This is a genomic window from Streptomyces sp. LUP30, assembly GCF_001746365.1.
GTDB lineage: Bacteria > Actinomycetota > Actinomycetes > Streptomycetales > Streptomycetaceae > Streptomyces.
Genome location: NZ_MJAJ01000023.1, coordinates 18,482 through 41,228, shown reverse-complemented (window position 1 = coordinate 41,228; position 22,747 = coordinate 18,482). Strand labels below are relative to the sequence as shown.

Genomic DNA, 22,747 nt, shown 5'->3' with positions numbered 1-22,747 from the left:
ACGGCCCACCCCCGCGCGGGTGCGGCGGTCGCGGGAGGCGGACCCAGCCGCCGCACCCCAGCCCTCGGGACCCGGGAGCGACGCGGCAGACCGGGAGGGCGCGGTGAGTTCGCCGTCGACCTCCACGCCCCTCCTCGACGGGGCGCTGCGGACCCAGCCCCCGACCGGGAGGCCGCGCCTCGGACCGCCGTCCGCCCACGGCCCCGGATCGAACCTGGCCCACCAACTTCTGCTGGCCCTGGTCTGCGCGGTGTACGCCGTCGGCTCCGCGCTGGACTGGGGCTCCGACCGACTCGCGCTGATCATGGGTGACTTCGGGCTGACCGGCGCGGCCGGCACGGCCGCCGTCTCGTGCCTCCTCTACGCACGCAGCCGCCGCGTCCGCTTTCGACCCGCCTGGATGCTGTTCTCGCTCTCCTCGGCGATGGCGGCCCTCGGCAACCTGGTCTGGGGCTGGTACGAAGTGGTCCTGGGCCGTCCCGTGCCCAGCCCCAGCTTCGCCGACCTGTTCTTCCTGTGCTTCGCGCCCCCCGCCATCGTGGGGCTGCTGGTGCTCGCCGCCCGCCCCATGACCAAGGCCGGCTGGGTCTGCCTGGCGCTGGACGCCTGGCTGATCGCCGGCTCGCTGCTCACCCTCTCCTGGAGCCTCGCGCTCGCCCAGGCCGCGAAGTTCGACGGGCCGAGCGTGGCGCACGCCGCGCTGTCGCTGGCGTATCCGCTGCTGGACATCGCGCTGGTGAGCATGGTGCTCGTGCTGCACTTCCGGCGCACCTCGGTGAACCGCACGGCGGTGAACACGGCCGTGGGCGCGCTCGCGCTGACCGTGATGTGCGACGCGCTGTTCACCTCGCCGCTGCTGCACAACAACTACCACTCGGGCCAGCTCCTCGACGCGGGCTGGTTCGCCGGCTCCCTGCTGCTGGCCTACGCGCCCTGGGCCGCCTCCCGCCGCCGGACGGCCGAGGAGGGGCACACGCGCGTGGTGCTCGAGCACCTGCCCGGCCAGCGCACCGGCGGCCGGCCCCCGGCGCCGCCGCGGGCCCCGGGCTCCCCGCAACAGCCCCCGCACCTCCAGGCGCAGGCGCCTCCACAAGGAGGCGACCACGGCCGGTCTCCGGTCACCCGGCCCATCACCGGTTCCCTGGCCGCGCTCACCCCCTATCTCGCCGCCGCCGTCTGCACCCTGGGGATCCTCTACAACGTCCTCAACGGCCGCAGCGTCGACCGCGTGGTACTGCTGACCGGCGGCACCGTGGTGCTGGCGCTGGTGGTGCGCCAGGGGATCATGCTGCTCGACAACATCACCCTCACCCAGGAACTGGCCCAGAAGGAGAACCACTTCCGCTCCCTGGTGCAGGGCTCCAGCGACGTCATCATGATCGCCGCGCCCAGCGGGGTCCTGCGCTACGTCTCCCCGGCCGCCGCCGGCGTCTACGGCAGGCCCGCCGAGGACCTGGTGGGCACCGAGCTGGCCGACCTGATCCACCCCGGGGACCTGGGCGGCGTGGTGCACGAGGTGCGCCGCTTCCTCGCCGCCAGCCCCCAGGACGAGCCCACCACCCGCATCGAGTGCCGGTTCCGCTCCGGCGACGGCGGCTGGCTCAACGTCGAGTCCACCGTCAACCGCCACCACGGCGGTCTGATCTTCAACAGCCGGGACGTCACCGAGCGTGTGCGGCTGCAGGCCCAGCTCCAGCACAACGCCGAGCACGACCCGCTCACCGACCTCCCCAACCGCGCGCTGTTCACCCGGCGCGTCCAGCAGGCCCTGTCCGGCCGGCGCAGCTCCGACCGCGGCGCGGCCCTGCGGGGCACGGCGGTCCTCTTCATCGACCTCGACGGGTTCAAGGCCGTCAACGACACCATCGGCCACGCGGCCGGCGACCAGCTCCTGGTCCAGGCCGCCCGCAGGCTCCAGGACGCCGTCCGCAAGGGAGACACCGCGTCCCGGCTGGGCGGCGACGAGTTCGCGGCCCTGATCGTCGGCGACGGCGCCCGCGACCGCGCGGCCCGTGAACGGCACATACTGGAACTCGCCGACCGCCTCAGGCTCACCCTCTCCCAGCCGTACCTCATCGACGGCAACGAGGTCCGGGTCGCCGCGTCCATCGGCGTCGCCTTCGCCGACCCCGGTCTCGGCGCCGGCGAGCTGCTGCGCAACGCCGACCTCGCCATGTACCGCGCCAAGGCCGGCGGCAAGGGCCGGGTCGAGCTCTACAAGCCGCAGATGCAGCAGGACGTCGTACGCAAGGCGGAGCTGGCGACCCGTCTGCGGGCCGCACTGCACGACGGCGAGTTCGCGCTGCTGCACCAGCCCGTGGTGCGCCTCGAGGACGGCCGGATCACGTCGGTGGCCGCGCAGGCCCGCTGGCGCTCCTCCCAGGGCGTCCTCTTCACGCCCGCCGAGTTCCTGCGGGTCGCGGAGGACGGCGACAAGGCGGCCGAGCTGGGCCGCTGGGTGCTGGAGGAGGCCGTCGAGCAGGCCGCCGACCGGGCCGCGAGCGGGCTCACCCTGCCGGTGGTCGTGCGGGTGAACGCCCGGCGGCTGACGGACCGTTCGATGCCGCTGGGCTCGGTGGAGGCGCTGCTGACCCGGCACGGGCTGCCCTCCGGTTCACTGGTGGTCGAGCTCTCCGACACCGACCCCCGGGTGCCGCTGGACGAGCTGGAGCGCCGCCTGGGGGCCCTGAAGCGCCTCGGGGTCCGCATCGCCCTGGACGGCTTCGGCAGTGGCTACGCCGCCCTCACAGCGCTGCGCCGCCTCCCCGTGGACATCCTCAGGCTGGACCGTTCGCTGGTCGAGGGCGTCGTCGAGTCCGCGCGGCTGCACAAGATCACCAGCGGGCTGCTGCGGATCGCCTGCGACCTGGGAGTGCAGTCGGTCGCCGACGGTGTGGACCTCCCCGAACAGGTCGTCGCCCTGCGCGCGATGGGCTGCACCCATGGCCAGGGCACGGCCTTCTCCGGGCCGCTGGACGAGTACCGGCTGCGCCGGGCCCTGGCGGCAGGCCGCTTCCCGGTTCCGCACGAGCCCGCCGAGCCTGCGTTCGCGGGCGGAGGCGCGGGGGTGTACACCAGTGGTGTCCACGCCGGTGGCGTCGTCGCCGGCGGCGTCACGGCCGTGCTGGGGAGCGGAAGTGCCCGTCGCTCACATAATGAGACTCCCGTCCCACCCACTTGACAGTCGGTGCGCGCCAGGGGGAGGGTCAATGCCATGCGCACCCGAATTCTCGTACTTGGAAAGCGCGTCGGCTGAAGCTGGTGACGTCCGGGCGGACCGGAACTCACCGCGACCCACACCCGGCGCGCTCCCCTCGCTTGCCTTTTGGCACGAGGGGTTTTTTGTTGCACAAAACCCGCAGGCTTCACCCCCAGCAGGACCGGCACCACCCGCACGACCCTCAGTAAAACCCTCAGCATCGAGAAGAGAATGCCGATGACCGAGCAGGCCACCGGGGCCCATCCGCAGCCGCGGCCCCGATCCGGAGGACAGCACTCCGCCTCCGTCGAGCACGTGACGGGTGCGCAGTCCCTCATCCGTTCTCTCGAGGAGGTCGGCGCCGACACGGTATTCGGCATTCCCGGCGGTGCGATCCTTCCCGCCTACGACCCGCTGATGGACTCCACCCGGGTCCGTCACGTCCTGGTCCGGCACGAGCAGGGCGCCGGACACGCCGCCACCGGCTACGCCCAGGCGACCGGCCGGGTCGGCGTCTGCATGGCCACCTCCGGGCCCGGCGCCACCAACCTGGTGACCCCCATCGCGGACGCCCACATGGACTCGGTGCCGCTCGTGGCGATCACCGGACAGGTGGCCTCCAAGGCGATCGGCACGGACGCCTTCCAGGAGGCGGACATCGTCGGCATCACCATGCCGATCACCAAGCACAACTTCCTGGTCACCAAGGCCGAGGACATCCCGCGGATCATCGCGCAGGCGTTCCACATCGCCTCCACCGGCCGCCCCGGCCCGGTCCTGGTCGACATCGCCAAGGACGCCCTCCAGGCGAAGACCACGTTCTCCTGGCCGCCCGTCATGGATCTGCCCGGCTACCGCCCGGTGACCAAGCCGCACGCCAAGCAGATCCGCGAGGCCGCCAAGCTGATCACCGCCGCCAAGCGGCCGATCCTGTACGTCGGCGGCGGCGTGCTCAAGGCCGGCGCCACCGCCGAGCTGAAGGTCCTCGCCGAGCTGACCGGCGCGCCCGTCACCACGACGCTGATGGCGCTGGGCGCGTTCCCCGACAGCCACTCGCAGCACCTGGGCATGCCCGGCATGCACGGTTCCGTGGCCGCCGTCACCGGACTGCAGAAGGCCGACCTCATCGTCGCCCTCGGCGCCCGCTTCGACGACCGCGTCACCGGCAAGCTGGACAGCTTCGCGCCCTTCGCCAAGATCGTCCACGCCGACATCGACCCGGCGGAGATCGGCAAGAACCGCACCGCCGACGTCCCGATCGTGGGCGACGCGCGCGAGGTCATCGCGGACCTGGTGCAGGCCGTCCAGAAGGAGCACAGCGAGGGCCACCGGGGCGACTACACCGCCTGGTGGAAGGACCTCAGCCGCTGGCGCGAGACCTACCCGCTCGGCTACGACCAGCCCTCCGACGGCTCGCTCTCCCCGCAGCAGGTCATCGAGCGGATCGGACAGCTCGCCCCCGAGGGGACGATCTTCGCCGCGGGCGTCGGCCAGCACCAGATGTGGGCCGCCCACTTCGTCCAGTACGAGAAGCCCGCCACCTGGCTGAACTCCGGAGGCGCGGGCACGATGGGCTACGCGGTCCCGGCCGCGATGGGCGCCAAGGCCGGCGTGCCGGACCGGGCGGTCTGGGCGATCGACGGCGACGGCTGCTTCCAGATGACCAACCAGGAGCTCACCACCTGCGCCCTGAACAACATCCCGATCAAGGTCGCCATCATCAACAACGGCGCCCTCGGGATGGTCCGCCAGTGGCAGACCCTGTTCTACAACCAGCGCTACTCCAACACGGTGCTGCACTCCGGTCCGGACGACGTGAACCCGAACGCCCGGGGCACGCGCGTCCCGGACTTCGTGAAGCTGTCCGAGGCCATGGGCTGCCACGCGATCCGCTGCGAGTCCCCGGACGACCTCGACAAGGCCATCGAGGAGGCGAACTCGATCAACGACCGTCCGGTCGTCGTCGACTTCATCGTCCACCAGGACGCGATGGTGTGGCCGATGGTCGCCGCCGGCACCTCCAACGACGAGATCATGGCCGCCCGGGACGTCCGCCCCGACTTCGGCGACAACGAAGACGACTGAGCGAGAGAGACGTAAAGAAGACATGTCCAAGCACACGCTCTCGGTCCTGGTGGAGAACAAGCCGGGCATCCTGGCCCGGATCGCCGCCCTGTTCTCGCGCCGCGGCTTCAACATCGACTCGCTCGCCGTCGGCGTCACCGAGCACGCCGACATCTCCCGCATCACGATCGTGGTGAGCGTGGAGGCCCTGCCGCTGGAGCAGGTCACCAAGCAGCTCAACAAGCTCGTCGAGGTGCTGAAGATCGTCGAGCTGGAGCCGGGACAGGCCGTTCAGCGCGAACTCGTTCTGGTGAAGGTGCGCTCCGACAACGAGACGCGCTCCCAGATCGTGGAGATCGTCCAGCTGTTCCGCGCCAAGACCGTCGACGTCTCCCCGGAGGCCGTGACCATCGAGGCCACCGGAAGCAGCGACAAGCTGTCCGCCATGCTCAAGATGCTGGAACCGTACGGCATCAAGGAACTGGTCCAGTCCGGCACGATCGCGATCGGCCGTGGCGCACGTTCGATCACGGACCGGTCGCTGCGCTCCCTCGACCGATCGGCTTAAGACACGGAACGGGCGGCCGGGGTCATCCGGCCGCCCGCATACCGAGACCCCGAGACTTCCCTTCCGCCCGCCGTCATACGGTGGGACGCAACACCTGCACCCCAAGGAGAGAACCCAAAGTGGCCGAGCTGTTCTACGACGCCGACGCCGACCTGTCCATCATCCAGGGCCGCAAGGTCGCGGTCATCGGATACGGCAGCCAGGGCCACGCCCACGCCCTGTCGCTCCGTGACTCCGGTGTCGACGTCCGGGTCGGTCTGCACGAGGGCTCCAAGTCCAAGGCCAAGGCCGAGGAGCAGGGCCTGCGCGTGGTGACCCCGGCCGAGGCCGCCGCCGAGGCCGACGTCATCATGATCCTCATCCCGGACCCGATCCAGGCCCAGGTCTACGAGGAGTCCATCAAGGACAACCTGAAGGACGGCGACGCGCTGTTCTTCGCCCACGGCTTCAACGTGCGGTTCGGCTTCATCAAGGCCCCGGCCGGCGTCGACGTCGCCCTGGTCGCCCCGAAGGGCCCGGGTCACCTGGTCCGCCGCCAGTACGAGGAGGGTCGCGGCGTCCCCGCGATCGCCGCGGTCGAGCAGGACGCCACGGGCAACGCCTTCGCGCTGGCCCTGTCGTACGCCAAGGGCATCGGCGGCACCCGCGCGGGCGTCATCAAGACGACCTTCACCGAGGAGACCGAGACCGACCTGTTCGGTGAGCAGGCCGTGCTGTGCGGTGGCACCTCGGCGCTGGTCAAGGCGGGCTTCGAGACCCTGGTCGAGGCCGGCTACCAGCCGGAGATCGCCTACTTCGAGTGCCTGCACGAGCTGAAGCTGATCGTGGACCTCATGTACGAGGGCGGCCTGGAGAAGATGCGCTGGAGCGTCTCCGAGACCGCCGAGTGGGGCGACTACGTCACCGGCCCGCGCATCATCACCGACGCCACCAAGGCCGAGATGAAGCAGGTCCTCGCCGAGATCCAGGACGGCACCTTCGCCCAGAACTGGATGGACGAGTACCACGGCGGTCTGAAGAAGTACAACGAGTACAAGGACGCGGACTCCGAGCACCTGCTGGAGACCACCGGCAAGCAGCTCCGCAAGCTGATGAGCTGGGTGAACGAAGAGGCGTAGCCTCGGGGACGGGGGCCGGAGCGTACTGCTCCGGCCCCGTTGTCCATTCCGTCCGACCACGGACGGGTGATCCTTCCGCGGAGGCATGAGGCGACCTCCGCCGCAGCACTACACTGCTGCCTACATTCGCGTTCAGGCCCACAGCGTCGTGCGTCTTCCACGCGGCTAGCCCCTCCCTCCGCCTGCGGCCGTCGGGACGGCCGTCCGCACGCACTGGACTTGTGAGGACTCACGTGAGCTCGAAACCTGTCGTACTCATCGCTGAAGAGCTGTCGCCCGCGACCGTGGACGCACTCGGCCCGGACTTCGAGATCCGGCACTGCAACGGAGCGGACCGAGCCGAACTGCTCCCGGCCCTCGCCGACGTCGACGCGATCCTGATCCGCTCGGCCACCAAGGTCGACGCCGAGGCGATCGCCGCCGCGCACAAGCTGAAGGTCGTCGCACGAGCCGGCGTCGGCCTGGACAACGTCGACGTCTCCGCCGCCACCAAGGCCGGCGTGATGGTCGTCAACGCCCCCACCTCGAACATCGTGACCGCCGCCGAGCTCGCCTGCGGTCTGCTGCTCGCCACCGCCCGCCACATCCCGCAGGCCAACGCCGCGCTGAAGAACGGCGAGTGGAAGCGCAGCAAGTACACGGGCGTGGAGCTCGCCGAGAAGACCCTCGGCGTCGTCGGCCTCGGCCGCATCGGGGCCCTCGTCGCCCAGCGCATGTCCGGCTTCGGCATGAAGGTCGTCGCCTACGACCCCTACGTGCAGCCCGCGCGCGCCGCCCAGATGGGCGTGAAGGTCCTCTCGCTGGACGAGCTGCTGGAGGTCTCCGACTTCATCACCGTCCACCTCCCCAAGACCCCTGAGACGGTCGGTCTGATCGGCGACGAGGCGCTGCGCAAGGTCAAGCCGAGCGTGCGGATCGTCAACGCCGCGCGCGGCGGGATCGTCGACGAGGAGGCGCTGTACTCCGCGCTGAAGGAGGGCCGGGTCGCCGGCGCCGGCCTCGACGTGTACGCGAAGGAGCCCTGCACGGACTCCCCGCTGTTCGAGTTCGACCAGGTCGTGGCCACCCCGCATCTCGGCGCGTCCACCGACGAGGCGCAGGAGAAGGCCGGCATCGCGGTCGCGCGGTCGGTGCGCCTCGCGCTCGCCGGTGAGCTCGTCCCCGACGCCGTGAACGTCCAGGGCGGTGTCATCGCCGAGGACGTCAAGCCCGGTCTGCCGCTCGCCGAGCGCCTCGGCCGGATCTTCACCGCCCTGGCCGGCGAGGTCGCGGTCCGCCTCGACGTCGAGGTCTACGGCGAGATCACCCAGCACGACGTGAAGGTGCTGGAACTCAGCGCCCTCAAGGGCGTCTTCGAGGACGTCGTCGACGAGACGGTGTCCTACGTCAACGCCCCGCTGTTCGCGCAGGAGCGCGGTGTCGAGGTGCGGCTGACGACCAGCTCGGAGTCGGCCGACCACCGCAACGTCGTCACCGTGCGCGGCACCCTCTCGGACGGCGAGGAGGTGTCGGTCTCCGGCACGCTGGCCGGCCCCAAGCACCTCCAGAAGATCGTCGCGGTCGGTGAGTACGACGTCGACCTCGCGCTCGCCGACCACATGGTCGTCCTGCGGTACGAGGACCGGCCCGGAGTCGTCGGCACCGTGGGCCGGGTGTTCGGCGAGGCCGGGATCAACATCGCCGGCATGCAGGTCGCCCGCGCGGTCGCCGGCGGCGAGGCGCTCGCCGTTCTGACCGTCGACGACACGGTGCCTCCCGCGGTGCTGGCGGAGGTCGCGGAGGAGATCGGCGCGACGTCCGCTCGTGCCGTGAACCTCGTCTGAGGTTCGCCGCACGGTCCGGGGGCTGCCGCCCCCGGGCCCCCGCTTCGGCCCTGAAGGGACCTCGTCCCCGAACTCCCCCAAAGGGGGCACCCCGAGACGGGCTGAGCAAACCGACCCGGCTCGAAAACGCAGCCAGCCGGGCGGGCTGAATCGACCGACCCTGCTCGAAGACGCACGCCGGACGGGCTGAGAACCTCAGCCCGTCCGGCGTTTTCGTGCGTGCCGTCAGCCGGCGTCGCCGACGCGGCCCCGCCGCAGTGTCGCCGTCGCCGCCACCGCGGCCCCCGCGAGGATCACCGCTCCCGCGATCGCCGCCCCCTGCATGCCGTGGGTGAAGGCCTCGCGGGCGGCGGTGGCCAGGGCGTCTCCCGTGCGCCCGGGCAGGTGACCGGCGATCGCCAGGGCCCCGCCGAGCGTCTCGCGTGCCTCCGCCGGGGCCGAGGACGGCATGTCGTGGCGGTAGATCGCGGTGCCGACCGAGCCCAGGACCGCCATGCCCAGCGCGCCGCCGAACTCGGCGCCCGTCTCCAGCAGGGAGGAGGCGGAGCCGGCGCGCTCGACCGGGGCCGCGCTCATCGCCAGGTCCGTCATCTGGGAGAGGACCATGACGATCCCGGAGGCGAGCACCCCGCAGGCGATGAGGACGAGCCACATCGAGTCGGTGCCGGCGAGGGCGAGCAGGCCGTAGCCGGCCGCGCCGATCGCGAAGCCCGCCGTCACGACGTGGGCCCGGTCGACGCCCTTCTGGACCAGCGAGGTGGCCAGCGGGGCCGCCATGCCGATCGGGACCGAGGGCAGCAGCGCCCACAGCGCCGCCTCCAGCGCGCTCTTGCCGAGGACCGACTGCAGGTACTGCGTGGTGAAGAACGCCGAGCCCAGCATCCCGAACGAGGAGACGAGGTTCAGGACGACCGCGGGGCCGAAGCCCGTGCCGCGGAACAGTGCGGGGGAGATCATCGGGTCGGCCGCCGTGCGCTGACGGTGGACGAAGACGGCGGCGAAGAGCAGGCCCAGGGTGATCGAGACGACGTACTCGGCGGGCCGGCCCTGCGAGGCGATCTCCTTCAGGCCGTAGACCACGGGGAGCACGGCGGCCATGGACAGCGGAACGCTCGGCCAGTCGAAGCGGCCCGGGGCGGGGTCGCGCGACTCGGGCAGCAGGACCGGGCCGAGGACCAGCAGCAGGGCCATCGCGGGCAGGTTGACCAGGAAGACCGAGCCCCACCAGAAGTACTGGACCAGGACACCGCTCATCACCGAGCCGAGCGCGATGCCGCCCGTCATCACGCCGGACCACAGGCCGATCGCCTTCGCACGCTGGCCGGGGTCGGCGAACATCGTGCGGATCAGGGCCATCGTCGAGGGCATCAGCGTCGCACCGCCGATGCCGAGGACCGCGCGGGCGGCGATCAGGGTCTCGGCGCTGTCGGCGTAGGCCGCGGTGAGTGAGGCGGCGCCGAAGGCGGCCGCGCCGATCAGCAGCAGCTTGCGGCGGCCGACGCGGTCGCCGAGCGAGCCCATCGTCATCAGCAGGCCGGCCAGGACGAACGCGTAGACGTCGAAGATCCACAGCTGCTGGGTGCCGCTGGGCTGCAGGTCCGCGTTGATCGCCGGGATGGCGAAGTAGAGGACGGAGACGTCCATGGAGACCAGCAGCAGCGGCAGCATCAGCACGCCGAGGGCGGTCCATTCGCGGCGGCCGGCGCGGGCGGCCGGAGGTGTGGCGGTGCTCGTCGGGTTCGTCATGCCGATGACTGTACGAGCGTCTTAAACGATTGTCTAGAACGAATGTATAAATCACGCGTCTAGGACGTCTGTATGGATCGAGAGTAGGGTGAGGGGCATGGGACACCGTGAGGATCTGCTCGAAGGCGCCAAGCGCTGCCTGCTGGGGAAGGGATTCGTGCGCACGACCGCGCGCGACATCGTCAAGGAGTCAGGGACCAACCTCGCGTCGATCGGCTACCACTACGGGTCGAAGGACGCTCTGCTGGTGCAGGCCTACGTCTCGCTGATCGAGGGACTCGGCGACACCTTCGACCCCGGCTGGGGCGCCGGCGGCGAGAGCACGTCGGCCCCCGGGTCGCTGGAACGCTTCCAGGAGGTCTGGGCGAACATCATCCGTTCGCTGCCCGAGGCCCGGGCGGTGTGGATGCTGAGCCTCGAAGTCATCCTCTACGCCGACCGGTTGCAGGAGGTGCGCTCGCTGCTCGCCGTCGCGCAGGAGCAGGGCCGCGCGGGGATCGTGCCCATGTTCACCGGCGTCCCCGAGGACGAGCTCGACAAGGAGACCGTCGACTCGGAGGGCCGCTTCTACCAGACCCTGCTCAACGGGCTGATGGTCCAGTGGCTCTTCGACCCGCCCTCGGCGACCGACGCGGCGCAGCTCACCGAGGGGCTGCGGCGGGTGATCGCGGGCGCGGCGCGCGACTGATCCGCCCGGGGCGTCCGGTCAGGGCAGCCGGGCCGCCTTCAGCGTCATGTGCAGCAGCAGCCGGTCCTCGCCGTCGTCCAGGTCCAGGCCCGTCAACTGCTCCACCCGCGACAGCCGGTAGTACAGGGTCTGCCGGTGGACGCCCAGCTCCGCGGCCGTGCGGCCGGCCTGGCCCGCGCAGTCGAGGTACACCTCGGCGGTGCGGGCCAGTTCCCGGTGGGCGGGCGCCAACAGGGGCCGCACACAAGGATCCTGGGCGACTTCGGGCGGCAGTGCGGTCAGCAGGCGGTAGGGGCCGACGGACGCCCACCGCGCGACCGGGCCGAGGCGCGGCTCCGCCAGCGCGGCCCGCGCCGACGCCGAGGCCTCCTCCCAGGCCGCCCCGAGTCCGGCCAGCCCGATCCGCCCGGCGGCCACTCCCGCCGCCGCCCCCGGTGTCGCCTCCGCCGTCCGCTCCAGCAGACGCGCCGCCGCGGACGTCGCCGGGGTGAGGGTGTCCGCGGAACGCAGCCGCACCAGCACCGCCAGACACTGCCCGGCCGTCGCCCACGGCACCGTGCACAGCGCCGTCGCCCCCGGCAGGGTGCGCAGCGAGGGGGCGTCGTCCGGGTCGGCGGAGGGCCAGGGGGCCACGCAGACCACGGTGTGCGGGGCGTCGGCGCGGGAGCCGAGCGCGGTGCGCAGCTCCGCCACCGCCATGTCCCGGGGCCAGCCCCGAGCGGCGGTGAGAACCGCCCGCAGCTCCCGGGTGAGGTCCGCGCCGTGCTGGGCCTCGTCCGCGAGCAGGGCGCCGATCCGCACGGTCACCTCCATCGCGGCCGTCAGCTGGGCGTCCGTGGGTCCGGGGTCGTCGTCGAGCAGCCAGACGTAGCCGAGGGCGACCCCCCGATGCCGGACGGGCAGGCAGACACGGCCGCGGTAGACCCCCGCCTCCGGGGTCGGCGGGATGCGGACCGGGCCGGTGGCGCGGGTGATGCCGAACCCCTCGAACCAGGTGCGCACGGCCGCGGTCGAACGCCGGGTGAGGATCGAGCGGGTGCGCACCGGGTCCAGTGCGGACGCGTCCAGCTCGTCGTCGCTGTCGTACGCCCCGAACGCGATCAGCTCGAAGTCGCGGTTCTCCAGGGTCGCGGGGGCGCCGAGCAGCTCCGAGATCTCGTCGACGAGCTCCTGGTAGTCGCCCGCGCGGGAGGAAGATGCCGCATCGCCGGTCACCGGGGCATTCTCTCCCATCCCCGCGCCCCTTCATACATCTGTCTGAGATCTGCGGCACGGATGCGTGACAGCTGTCGATGGCCCACGATCGGAGGGATCCTTAGGTTTCACGGTGGTTCTATCTGCTGGTTTGTGGAGGTGCCCCGTGCTGGGTCCCGTGATTCTCGCCGCGTCGCGCAGCGACCGGATGCGACGCCTGATCTCGGCGGCCCCGGTGACGAAACAGGTCGTGGACCGCTTCATCCCCGGTGAGACCGTCGACGACATCGTTCCGATCATCGAGGAGCGCACCGCCCAGGGGCTGGAGCTGACGATGGACGTCGTCGGCGAGGACATCACCACCCCCGACGAGGCCCGCGCCGCCCGCGACGCCTATCTGGCCCTGGTCGACCGCCTGGCGGAGCTGGAACTCGGCGAGCGGGTCGAGATGTCCGTCAAGCTGTCGATGTTCGGCCAGGCGCTGGGAGACGGCGGCCACGAGCTGGCGCTCGCCAACGTCCGCCCGGTGGTGGAGGCCGCCGCCGCCATCGGCACCACCGTCACCCTGGACGCCGAGGACCACACCACCCTCGACTCGATGTTCGCCATCCACGACGAGCTGCGCAAGGACTTCCCGCAGACCGGCTGCGTCATCCAGGCCTACCTCTTCCGCACCGAGGCCGACGCCCGCCGCCTCGCCGCGAACGGCAGCCGGGTACGCCTGGTGAAGGGTGCGTACAAGGAGCCCGCCGAGGTCGCGTACCAGCAGAAGCACGAGATCGACAAGGCGTACGTCCGGGTCCTGCGCACCCTGATGGAAGGCGAGGGGTACCCGATGATCGGGTCCCACGACCCGCGCCTGATCTCCATCGCGCAGGAACTCGCCCGCAGGGCCGGCCGCAAGCCCGACGAGTACGAGTTCCAGATGCTGTACGGCATCAGGGGCGACGAACACCTGCGCCTCGCCGCCGAGGGCCACCGCATGCGCGTCTACACCGCCTACGGCACCGACTGGTACGGCTACTTCATGCGCCGTCTGGCGGAGAAGCCGGCCAACCTGCGGTTCTTCGTCCGCTCGATGATCAGCAAGGGCTGAGCCCACCCCCGCTCGCCACACCGCTTGCAACACCGCTCAGTAAGGAGTTACGGAACCCATGGACGCTGTGACCCAGGTCCCCACCCCCGTCAACGAGCCGGTGCACGGCTACGCCCCCGGCTCTCCCGAGCGCGCCCGGCTGGAGGCCAAGCTCAAGGAGCTGGCCGACAACCCGATCGACCTGCCCTGCACCATCGGCGGCGAGCGGCGGATGGGCGGCGGTGAGCGGTTCGACGTCGTGCAGCCGCACAACCACAAGGCCCGCCTCGGCACCTACGCCAACGCCACCCGCCAGGACGCGCAGGACGCCGTCGACGCGGCCCTCGCCGCCGCGCCCGCCTGGCGCGCGATGTCCTTCGACGACCGCGCCGCGATCATCCTGCGCGCCGCCGAACTGCTCGCCGGCCCCTGGCGCGAGACGCTCGCCGCCTCCACGATGCTCGGTCAGTCCAAGACCGCCCAGCAGGCGGAGATCGACTGTCCCTGCGAACTGGTCGACTTCTGGCGCTTCAACGTCGCCTACGCCCGTCAGATCCTGGCCGAGCAGCCGCCGGCCAACTCCCCGGGCGTCTGGAACCGGCTCGACCACCGCCCGCTGGAGGGCTTCGTCTACGCGATCACGCCGTTCAACTTCACGGCGATCGCCGGCAACCTGCCGACCGCGCCCGCGCTGATGGGCAACGTGGTCGTGTGGAAGCCGTCGCCGACGCAGACGCACGCCGCCGTGCTGCTGATGCGGCTGCTGGAGGAGGCCGGGCTGCCCAAGGGCGTCATCAACCTGGTCACCGGCGACGGCCTGGAGGTGTCCGAGGTCGCCCTAAACCACCGCGACCTCGCCGGCATCCACTTCACCGGTTCCACCAAGACCTTCCAGTACCTGTGGAAGACGGTCGGCGCGAACATCGAGAAGTACCGCTCCTACCCGCGTCTGGTCGGCGAGACCGGCGGCAAGGACTTCGTCGTCGCCCACCCGAGCGCCGACCGCGCGGTGCTGAAGACCGCCCTCACCCGCGGAGCCTTCGAGTACCAGGGCCAGAAGTGCAGCGCGACCTCCCGGGCCTACATCCCGGCGTCGATCTGGAACTCCGGCTTCAAGGAGGAGTTCGCGGCCGAGGTCGACTACCTAACCATGGGTGACGTCACCGACCTGTCCAACTTCGTCGGCGCGGTCATCGACGAGCGTTCCTTCGCCAAGAACAAGGCCGCCATCGACCGGGCGAAGGCCGACCCGGCCTGCACGATCGTCGCCGGCGGCTCCTACGACGACTCGGTCGGCTACTTCGTCCGTCCGACGGTCGTCGAGTGCTCCGACCCGGAGAACGAGGTCTTCACGACCGAGTACTTCGGCCCGTTCCTCGCCGTGCACGTGTACGAGGACGACCAGTACGACGCCATGCTGACGCAGATGGAGTCGGTGTCGGACTACGCGCTGACGGGCTCGGTGATCTCGGGCGACCGCGCGGCCGCCGCGTACACCATGGAGAAGCTCCGCTACGCGGCCGGCAACTTCTACATCAACGACAAGTCCACCGGCGCCGTCGTCGGCCAGCAGCCCTTCGGCGGCGGCCGCGCCTCCGGCACCAACGACAAGGCGGGGGCCCCGCAGAACCTGATGCGCTGGACTCTCACCCGCGCCATCAAGGAGACCCTGGTCGCGCCGACCGACTACGCGTACCCGCACATGGGCTGACGGGTCCGATGAGCCGACGCCCCACGGGGGCCGACGCCCGCACCGGGGTCGGAACCGGCCGGGTGACGCGAAGGGCCGGGCGATCCGCCCGGCCCTTCGCGTTGCGCCCGGTGCGGGTGCTCGGAGGTGGCGGTCGGGGAAGTCGCCGATCAGGGCGGCGGTCTGCCCCGTGTGCACCACGCGGCCGCCTAACCGGTCAATGAGTTTTCAGCGGTTAGATAGCCGGTGTCCGTCTCAGATAGTAGGAAGTCCGAGTAATTGTGGAGACAGGCGCGCGCTCCTCCCTTAGTTTTGTAGGAGCCGAACGTCTCGCTCGACCAAGCGAATGGCGGTCGTGACCGGGCCCGTGGCAGGCAATCCCTGCGGTCCGCTCCCCGCCCCCTTCCGGCGTCTCGTAACCCCTTTGGCACTCCCTGGAATTCGAAGGAGTCGATTCCCCATGGCCGAGACGACCGTCCGCCGCCGAGTCCGTCACGTCTCCCGTACGACCGAGTCCGACCGCAAGAACGCCGCCGCCGCCCTGCAGCGCGCCCTCGACCGCCGTGACAACGGCGGCGAGACCGGCCACTGAGCCAGGCCGCCCCGTAGCCCGGTCGCACCGTGTCCGGGACAGTGAGGAGCCGCATCCGCACGGGGTGCGGCGCGGGCGCCCGAACGGGACTTCGGGCATCCGCGCCGCACCGCGGACCCGCGCCCGCCCCGCGACGGAGCTGTCCGTATGACGGACGGTCCGTGTCATCCCATGGGACGAGGAGTAGGGTTCCCGCATGTCTCGCAGCCTCAATCTCGCAGTGATCCCCGGTGACGGCATCGGCCAGGAGGTCGTGGCCGAAGGTCTCAAGGTCCTCTCCGCCGTCCTCCCGCAGGACGTGAAGCTGGAGACCAAGGAGTACGACTTCGGCGCCCGGCGCTACCACGCCACCGGTGAGACCCTCACCGACGCCGACGCGGAGGCGCTCAAGCAGCACGACGCGATCCTGCTCGGCGCGATCGGCGACCCGAGCGTGCCCTCCGGCGTCCTGGAGCGGGGCTTCCTGCTCAAGCTGCGCTTCCTCTTCGACCACCACGTCAACCTGCGCCCCTCGAAGCTGCTCCCCGGCGTGGCCACCCCGCTGGCCGGTCAGCCCGAGATCGACTTCATCGTGGTCCGCGAGGGCACCGAGGGTCCGTACACCGGCAACGGCGGCACGATCCGCAAGGGCACCCCGCACGAGGTCGCCACCGAGGTCTCCGTGAACACGGCCTTCGGCGTCGAGCGTGTGGTCCGCGACGCCTTCGCCCGCGCCCAGGCCCGCCCCCGCAAGAAGCTCACGCTGGTCCACAAGAACAACGTGCTGGCCTTCGCCGGCCACCTGTGGACGAACGTCTTCAACCGGGTGGCCGCGGAGTTCCCCGACGTCACCACGGACTACATCCACGTGGACGCCGCGACGATCTACCTGGTCACCGACCCCGGCCGGTTCGACGTGATCGTCACCGACAACCTCTTCGGCGACATCATCACCGACCTCGCCGCGGCCGTCTCCGGCGGCATCGGCGTCGCCGCGAGCGGCAACATCAACCCCTCCGGCGACTTCCCGTCCATGTTCGAGCCCGTGCACGGCTCGGCTCCGGACATCGCGGGCCAGGGCAAGGCCGACCCCACCGCCACGGTCCTGTCCGTCGCCCTGCTGCTGCGCCACCTCGGACACGACGCCGAGGCGGTCCGCATCGAGGACGCCGTCTCCGCCGACCTGGCGGAGCGCGCCGCGCTGCCCGCGCGCAGCACCTCGGAGATCGGCGACGCGCTCTCCGCACGAGTAGCCGGCTGACCCGGCGCACCACGCCCCCCGGCTCCCAGGAGCCGGGGGCGACCCATCGAAGCCGCCGGGGTCTCATCGCACCCGGCGGCTTCTCGTATGTCCTGCCGGGTGTCACCATCTACCCCGGGTCGCATTCACGCCGTTTTCCTCCGCGCACCCCGCTTGCGATAATCGAACGCGGAGCCGCGGTATCAGGCAATGCTCGGACGTCCTGGCACCGGCCACTGGCCGTACGGACGTGAGCGCGGCCCGTCACACACAACCGGTGAAGGACAACCACTCATGACGACGCCCACGATCGAGCTCAAGCCCTCCGCCAGCCCGCTCTCCGCCGCCGAGCGCGAGGCGATCCTGGCGAACCCCGGCTTCGGCCGCCACTTCACCGACCACATGGTGACGATCAGGTGGACCGAGGGCCGCGGCTGGCACGACGGTCAGCTCGTTCCGTACGCGCCGATCCCCCTCGACCCGGCGACCAACGTCCTGCACTACGCGCAGGAGATCTTCGAGGGGCTGAAGGCCTACCGCCGTCCCGACGGCTCCGTCGCCACCTTCCGCCCGGACCAGAACGCCAAGCGGTTCCAGCGCTCCGCCCGCCGCCTGGCGATGCCCGAGCTGCCGGTCGAGACGTTCATCGAGGCCTGTGACGCGCTCGTCGGCCAGGACAAGGACTGGGTGCCCGCGCACGGCGGCGAGGAGTCCCTCTACCTGCGCCCCTTCATGATCGCGACCGAGGTGGGCCTGGGCGTGAAGCCGGCCAACGAGTACCTCTTCATCGTGATCGCCTCCCCGGCCGGCGCCTACTTCCCGGGCGGCGTCAAGCCCGTCTCGATCTGGGTGTCCGAGGACCACGTCCGCGCCGTCCCGGGCGGCATGGGCGACGCCAAGACGGGCGGCAACTACGCCGCCTCCCTGCTCGCCCAGGCCGAGGCCGCCGCGCAGGGCTGCGCCCAGGTCTGCTACCTCGACGCGGTCGAGCGCAAGTGGGTCGAGGAGCTCGGCGGCATGAACCTGTACTTCGTCTACGGGAACAAGATCGTCACGCCCTCGCTGACCGGCTCCATCCTGGAGGGCGTCACCCGTGACAGCCTCCTCACCGTCGCCCGCGACCTGGGCTACGAGGCCGAGGAGGGCCGCGTCTCCGTCGACCAGTGGCAGCGCGACTCCGAGAGCGGCGCGCTGCAGGAGGTCTTCGCCTGCGGCACGGCGGCCGTGATCACCCCGGTCGGCACGGTCAAGCGCACCGGCGGCGAGTGGCAGCAGTCGGGCGGCGAGCCCGGCGAGGTCACCCTCCGGCTCCGGCAGGCCCTGCTGGACATCCAGCGCGGCACGGCCGAGGACAAGCACGGCTGGATGCACCGGCTGGGCTGATCCCGAGTCCTCCCGACGTCGCCGCAGGGCCGCCCCGACCGGGGCGGCCCTGCGGCGTCTCCGTGCGTCCACCGTCGCGTCCCGCATTTTGAGCAGTGCTCTAAATCTTCCGGTGAAGTCTTCTGATCACCGAGCCTGACCTTTAGAGTGCTGCTCAAAGACTGAGAGGGAGGCCAGGTGCGACTCACCCCCACCGAACGGGATCGGCTGCTGCTCTTCGGGGCGGCCGAGCTGGCCCGGGCGAGAAGGGCCCGCGGGCTGCGGCTCAACGTGCCGGAGGCGACCGCGCTCGTCGCGGACACCGTCTGTGAGGCCGCTCGTGACGGCGTCCGGCTCGCCGAGGCGATCGAGCGGGCCCGGTCGGTCCTCGGCCCGGACGACGTGCTGCCGGGGGTCGTGGACGTCGTCACCGAGGTGCACGTGGAGGCCGTCTTCGACGACGGCTCGCGGCTCGCCGTCGTCCGCGATCCGATCGGCGCGGGCAGCGCGGGAGACCGGCCGGACGGAGGGGGGCCGGGCGCGCTGCTGCCGGGGCCCGCTCACGTGGAGCCCGAGGCGCTCGTGCGGCTGACGGTCGTCAACACCGCCGACGTGCCGGTCTCCGTCACGTCCCATTTCCACTTCTTCGAGGCCAACCCGCGGCTGGACTTCGCACGGGACACGGCCTACGGGATGCGCCTCGCCGTCCCCGCCGGGTCCTCCGTGCGCTTCGGACCGGGGGAGAGCGCCGAGGTCGGACTGCGGCCCATCGGGGGCGATCGGGTGGCGATCGGCTTCGCCGGACTGGTCGACGGGCCGCTGGACGCGCCGGGGGCTCGCGCAGAGGCCCTGCGCCGGGCCGCCGCCTGCGGATATCTGGGGGCGGAACGGGGAGGGACCCGGTGAACCCGTACGAGTACGCCGCGACCCACGGCCCCCGCGCCGGCGACCGCGTCCGGCTCGGCGACTCGGGCCTGGTCGTCCGCGTGGAGTCCGACTCCCAGCTCCCCGGCGACGAGTTCCTCGCCGGCTTCGGCAAGACCGCCCGCGACGGACTGCACCTGCGGGCCGCCGCCGTCCGGGACACCTGTGACGTCGTGATCAGCAACGTCGTCGTGATCGACGCGGTGCAGGGGATCCGCAAGCTCTCCATCGGGATCCGGGAGGGCCGCATCCACGCGATCGGGCGCGCCGGGAACCCCGACACCCTGGACGGGGTGGACGTCGTCGTCGGCACGGGCACCTCGATCGTCTCCGGCGAGGGGCTCATCGCGACCGCCGGCGCCGTCGACACCCATGTCCATCTGCTGTCGCCGCGCATCATGGAGGCCTCGCTGGCCTCCGGCGTGACGACGATCATCGGGCAGGAGTTCGGCCCCGTATGGGGCGTCGGGGTCAACTCGCCCTGGGCGCTGCGGCACGCGTTCAACGCCTTCGACGCCTGGCCGGTCAACATCGGCTTCCTGGGCCGCGGTTCGTCCTCGCACGACGCCCCACTGGTCGAGGCGCTGGCCGAGGGAGGCGCCTCGGGCTTCAAGGTGCACGAGGACATGGGCGCCCACACCCGCGCGCTGGACACGGCGTTGCGGGTCGCCGAGGAGCACGACGTCCAGGTCGCCCTGCACAGCGACGGGTTGAACGAGTGCCTGTCGGTCGAGGACACGCTGCGGGTCCTGGAGGGCCGGACGATCCACGCCTTCCACATCGAGGGCTGCGGCGGCGGCCATGTGCCCAACGTGCTGAAGATGGCGGGCGTGCCGAACGTCATCGGCTCCTCCACCAACCCCACCCTCCCCTTCGGCCGGGACGCCGTCGCGGAGCACTACGGGATGATCGTCTCCGTCCACGACCTGAAGACCGACCTGCCCGGCGACGCCGCCATGGCCCGCGACCGCATCCGCGCCGGGACGATGGGCGCCGAGGACGTGCTGCACGACCTGGGCGCGATCGGCATCACCTCGTCCGACGCGCAGGGCATGGGCCGCGCGGGCGAGACCGTCCGCCGCACCTTCGCCATGGCGGGGAAGATGAAGGCCGAGTTCGGCGCCCCGCACGACGACCACGACAACGAGCGCGTCCTGCGCTACATGGCCAAGCTGACCGTCAACCCGGCCATCGCGCACGGACTTTCGCACGAGGTCGGCTCGATCGAGGTCGGCAAGCTCGCCGACATCGTGCTGTGGCGTCCCGAGTACTTCGGCGCCAAGCCGCAACTGGTCCTCAAGTCGGGCTTCCCGGCGTACGGGGTGGTCGGCGACCCGAACGCCGCCACCGACACCTGCGAACCCCTGGTCCTCGGACCGCAGTTCGGGGCGTACGGCGCCACGCCCGCCGACCTCTCCGTCGCCTTCGTCGCGCGGGCCGCCCTCGACCAGGGCGGCGACTCCATGCCCACCCGCCGCCGCAGGGTCGCCGTCCGCGGCACCCGCGGCATCGGACCCGCCGACCTGCGCCTGAACTCCCGCACCGGGGCGGTCGACGTCGACCAGCGCACCGGCCTGGTCACCCTCGACGGCGAGGTGCTGCGCTCCGAGCCGGCCGAGTCCGTCTCCCTGAACCGCCTCTACTTCCTCTGACTCCCCAAGGACCAAGGACCGTCTCATGAGCAACGCAGCCGCCGACGGCTTCCGCATGCCCGCCGAGTGGGCCCCGCACGAACGCACCTGGATGGCGTGGCCGGGCCCCAACCCCACCTTCGACGACCCCGACGGCCTGGCCGCCGCCCGGGCGGCCTGGGCCGAGGTCGCCCGCGCCGTCCGACGTTTCGAGCCGGTGACCGTGGTGTGCGGCCCCGGTCGGTCGGCGGACGCCCGCACCCTGCTCGGACCCGGCGTTCAGACGGTCGAGCGCGAACTGGACGACGCCTGGATGCGCGACATCGGCCCGACGTTCCTCACGAACGGCCGTGAACTGGCCGCCGTCGACTGGACGTTCAACGGCTGGGGCGCCCAGGACTGGGCCCGCTGGGAGCACGACGCGAAGATCGCCGCGTCCGTCTCCGACCTCGCGGGGGCGAGGACGTACGCCTCGCGGCTGGTCAACGAGGGCGGTGCGATCCACGTCGACGGCGAGGGCACGGTCCTGCTGACGGAGACGGTCCAGCTCGGTCCGGAGCGCAATCCGGGATGGTCGCGGGAGGAGGCCGAGGCGGAGATCCACGCCATGCTCGGCACCCGCAAGGCGATCTGGCTGCCCCGCGGCCTCACCGGCGACTATCCCCCGCACGGGTTCGGCACCCTCGGCCATGTGGACATCGTCGCGGCGTTCGCCCGCCCCGGAGTCGTCGTCGCCCACAGCCAGCCGGACCCGGCGCACCCCGACCACGAGGTGACGCGGGAGATCGTCGGGCTGCTGCGATCGCAGACCGACGCACGCGGCCGCCGGCTGGAGGTCGTCGAGGTCGCCGCCCCGACCGTGCTGGAGGCCGACGGCCACTGGGCCGACTACTCCTACATCAACCACTACCTCTGCAACGGCGGCGTGGTGCTGTGCGGTTTCGACGACCCGCGGGACGAGCTCGCGGCGGGAGTCTTCCGCCGGCTGTTCCCGGAGCGGACGGTCACGCTGGTGGACGCCCGTACGATCTTCTCCGGTGGCGGTGGCGTCCACTGCATCACCCAGCAGCAGCCGAGGGTCTGAGACCCGGAGGCGCCCGACGACGACCGAGACGACCGAGAACAGGGGAGCCGGGACATGGCCGCAGCGGCACGGGCACGCAGGAACGCCCCGCCCCGCGAGGACGTCCTCGCCGCCGCCATGAGGATGATCTCCGAGCGCGGTCTGGAGAAGCTCACCATGGCTGCGCTCGGCCGTGAGGTCGACATGAGCAGCGGCCATCTCCTCTACTACTTCCACTCCAAGGACGAACTCCTGCTGCGCACTCTGGAGTGGAGCGAGGGCCGGCTCGGCGCCGAGCGCGCCCGGCTGCTGGCCCGCGCCGCACCCGCCCGCGAGCGCCTCGACGCCTACGTCGACCTGTACGTCCCCGACGGCCACCGCGACCCGCACTGGACGCTCTGGCTGGAGGTCTGGAACCGATCACAGAACGCCGCCGACGGCGCGGACGCGCGCGACCGCCAGGCGGCCATCGAGGGCGCCTGGCATCGCGACCTGGTGGCGCTGCTGGCGGAGGGGACGTCGCGCGGCGAGTTCCGGCGGGTGGACCCCGACCGGTTCGCGGCCCGGCTGCGAGCCCTGCTCGACGGCTTCTCCATCCACGTCGCCGTCGGCCTGCGCGGCACGGACCGCGGACAGGTCCTCGGGCACGTCGGCGAGTTCCTCGCCGGGAGCCTCCTCACGGACGCGTGAGAACGCACTGCTCGCATCCTGAGACACCCGGTGAGCGCGAGGACGGTCTGTGCCAGACTGCCGCCGTGCTCTCGTTCGCCATGATTATTGGCAGCAGGCGC

General features: G+C 71.4%; 17 protein-coding genes. 15 read left to right on the top strand and 2 right to left on the bottom strand.

Annotation, left to right across the window (positions count from 1 at the left end):
* Positions 1-103 precede the first annotated feature (103 nt).
* The 5 genes from BG482_RS20245 to serA all read left to right on the top strand — a co-directional run bounded on the left by BG482_RS20245 (position 104) and on the right by serA (position 8,772).
* Entirely contained in the window at positions 104-3,181 is a 3,078-nt protein-coding gene (locus BG482_RS20245) for an EAL domain-containing protein (protein WP_069770473.1), read from the top strand.
* 255 nt (positions 3,182-3,436) lie between these two features.
* On the top strand, positions 3,437-5,284 hold the full coding sequence (locus BG482_RS20240) for an acetolactate synthase large subunit (protein WP_176741423.1): 1,848 nt from the start codon (positions 3,437-3,439) through the stop codon (positions 5,282-5,284).
* A 22-nt stretch (positions 5,285-5,306) separates the two neighbouring features.
* A complete protein-coding gene (gene ilvN, locus BG482_RS20235; protein WP_069770471.1) occupies positions 5,307-5,831 on the top strand; it encodes an acetolactate synthase small subunit in 525 nt (174 codons plus the stop codon).
* Positions 5,832-5,950: 119 nt separating this feature from the next.
* Positions 5,951-6,949: a ketol-acid reductoisomerase gene (gene ilvC, locus BG482_RS20230; protein WP_069770470.1), complete on the top strand. Its 999-nt coding sequence runs from the start codon at positions 5,951-5,953 to the stop codon at positions 6,947-6,949.
* Between the two features lie 233 nt (positions 6,950-7,182).
* On the top strand, positions 7,183-8,772 hold the full coding sequence (gene serA, locus BG482_RS20225; RefSeq protein ID WP_069770469.1) for a phosphoglycerate dehydrogenase: 1,590 nt from the start codon (positions 7,183-7,185) through the stop codon (positions 8,770-8,772).
* Positions 8,773-8,997: 225 nt separating this feature from the next.
* On the opposite strand, the gene BG482_RS20220 is transcribed toward serA, so the two are convergent.
* On the bottom strand, positions 8,998-10,518 hold the full coding sequence (locus tag BG482_RS20220; protein ID WP_069770468.1) for an MFS transporter: 1,521 nt from the start codon (positions 10,516-10,518) through the stop codon (positions 8,998-9,000).
* Positions 10,519-10,615: 97 nt separating this feature from the next.
* On the opposite strand from BG482_RS20220, the gene BG482_RS20215 reads away from it, so the two are divergent.
* On the top strand, positions 10,616-11,206 hold the full coding sequence (locus BG482_RS20215) for a TetR/AcrR family transcriptional regulator (protein WP_069770467.1): 591 nt from the start codon (positions 10,616-10,618) through the stop codon (positions 11,204-11,206).
* Positions 11,207-11,224: 18 nt separating this feature from the next.
* Here the strand turns inward: BG482_RS20215 and BG482_RS20210 are convergent, their stop codons facing one another.
* Positions 11,225-12,439 carry a CdaR family transcriptional regulator gene (locus BG482_RS20210; RefSeq protein WP_069770466.1) on the bottom strand — a complete coding sequence of 405 codons (1,215 nt, stop codon included), beginning with the start codon at positions 12,437-12,439 and terminating at the stop codon, positions 11,225-11,227.
* 127 nt (positions 12,440-12,566) lie between these two features.
* Here BG482_RS20210 and BG482_RS20205 point away from each other — a divergent pair, with 127 nt between their 5' ends.
* The 9 genes from BG482_RS20205 (at position 12,567) to BG482_RS20170 (ending at position 22,646) form a co-directional block, all read left to right on the top strand.
* Entirely contained in the window at positions 12,567-13,496 is a 930-nt protein-coding gene (locus tag BG482_RS20205) for a proline dehydrogenase family protein (RefSeq protein ID WP_069770465.1), read from the top strand.
* 58 nt (positions 13,497-13,554) lie between these two features.
* A complete protein-coding gene (gene pruA / locus BG482_RS20200) occupies positions 13,555-15,186 on the top strand; it encodes an L-glutamate gamma-semialdehyde dehydrogenase (RefSeq protein WP_069770464.1) in 1,632 nt (543 codons plus the stop codon).
* Between the two features lie 439 nt (positions 15,187-15,625).
* A complete protein-coding gene (locus tag BG482_RS45300) occupies positions 15,626-15,757 on the top strand; it encodes a hypothetical protein (protein WP_106971817.1) in 132 nt (43 codons plus the stop codon).
* A gap of 196 nt (positions 15,758-15,953) precedes the next feature.
* Positions 15,954-16,997, top strand: a complete 1,044-nt coding sequence (locus BG482_RS20195) for a 3-isopropylmalate dehydrogenase (protein WP_069770463.1) — start codon at positions 15,954-15,956, stop codon at positions 16,995-16,997.
* Positions 16,998-17,270: 273 nt separating this feature from the next.
* A complete protein-coding gene (locus tag BG482_RS20190) occupies positions 17,271-18,359 on the top strand; it encodes a branched-chain amino acid aminotransferase (RefSeq protein ID WP_069770462.1) in 1,089 nt (362 codons plus the stop codon).
* A gap of 177 nt (positions 18,360-18,536) precedes the next feature.
* The gene (gene ureA, locus BG482_RS20185; RefSeq protein ID WP_069770461.1) at positions 18,537-19,244 is read left to right on the top strand and encodes an urease subunit gamma; all 708 of its coding nucleotides are present in this window, start codon (positions 18,537-18,539) and stop codon (positions 19,242-19,244) included.
* Positions 19,241-20,914 (top strand): urease subunit alpha, encoded by a 1,674-nt coding sequence (locus tag BG482_RS20180; protein WP_069770460.1) that lies wholly within the window; start codon positions 19,241-19,243, stop codon positions 20,912-20,914. Before ureA ends, BG482_RS20180 begins: the two co-directional genes overlap by 4 nt.
* Positions 20,915-20,939: 25 nt before the next feature.
* Positions 20,940-21,977 (top strand): agmatine/peptidylarginine deiminase, encoded by a 1,038-nt coding sequence (locus BG482_RS20175; protein WP_069770459.1) that lies wholly within the window; start codon positions 20,940-20,942, stop codon positions 21,975-21,977.
* A gap of 54 nt (positions 21,978-22,031) precedes the next feature.
* The gene (locus tag BG482_RS20170) at positions 22,032-22,646 is read left to right on the top strand and encodes a TetR/AcrR family transcriptional regulator (RefSeq protein ID WP_069770458.1); all 615 of its coding nucleotides are present in this window, start codon (positions 22,032-22,034) and stop codon (positions 22,644-22,646) included.
* Positions 22,647-22,747 lie beyond the last annotated feature (101 nt).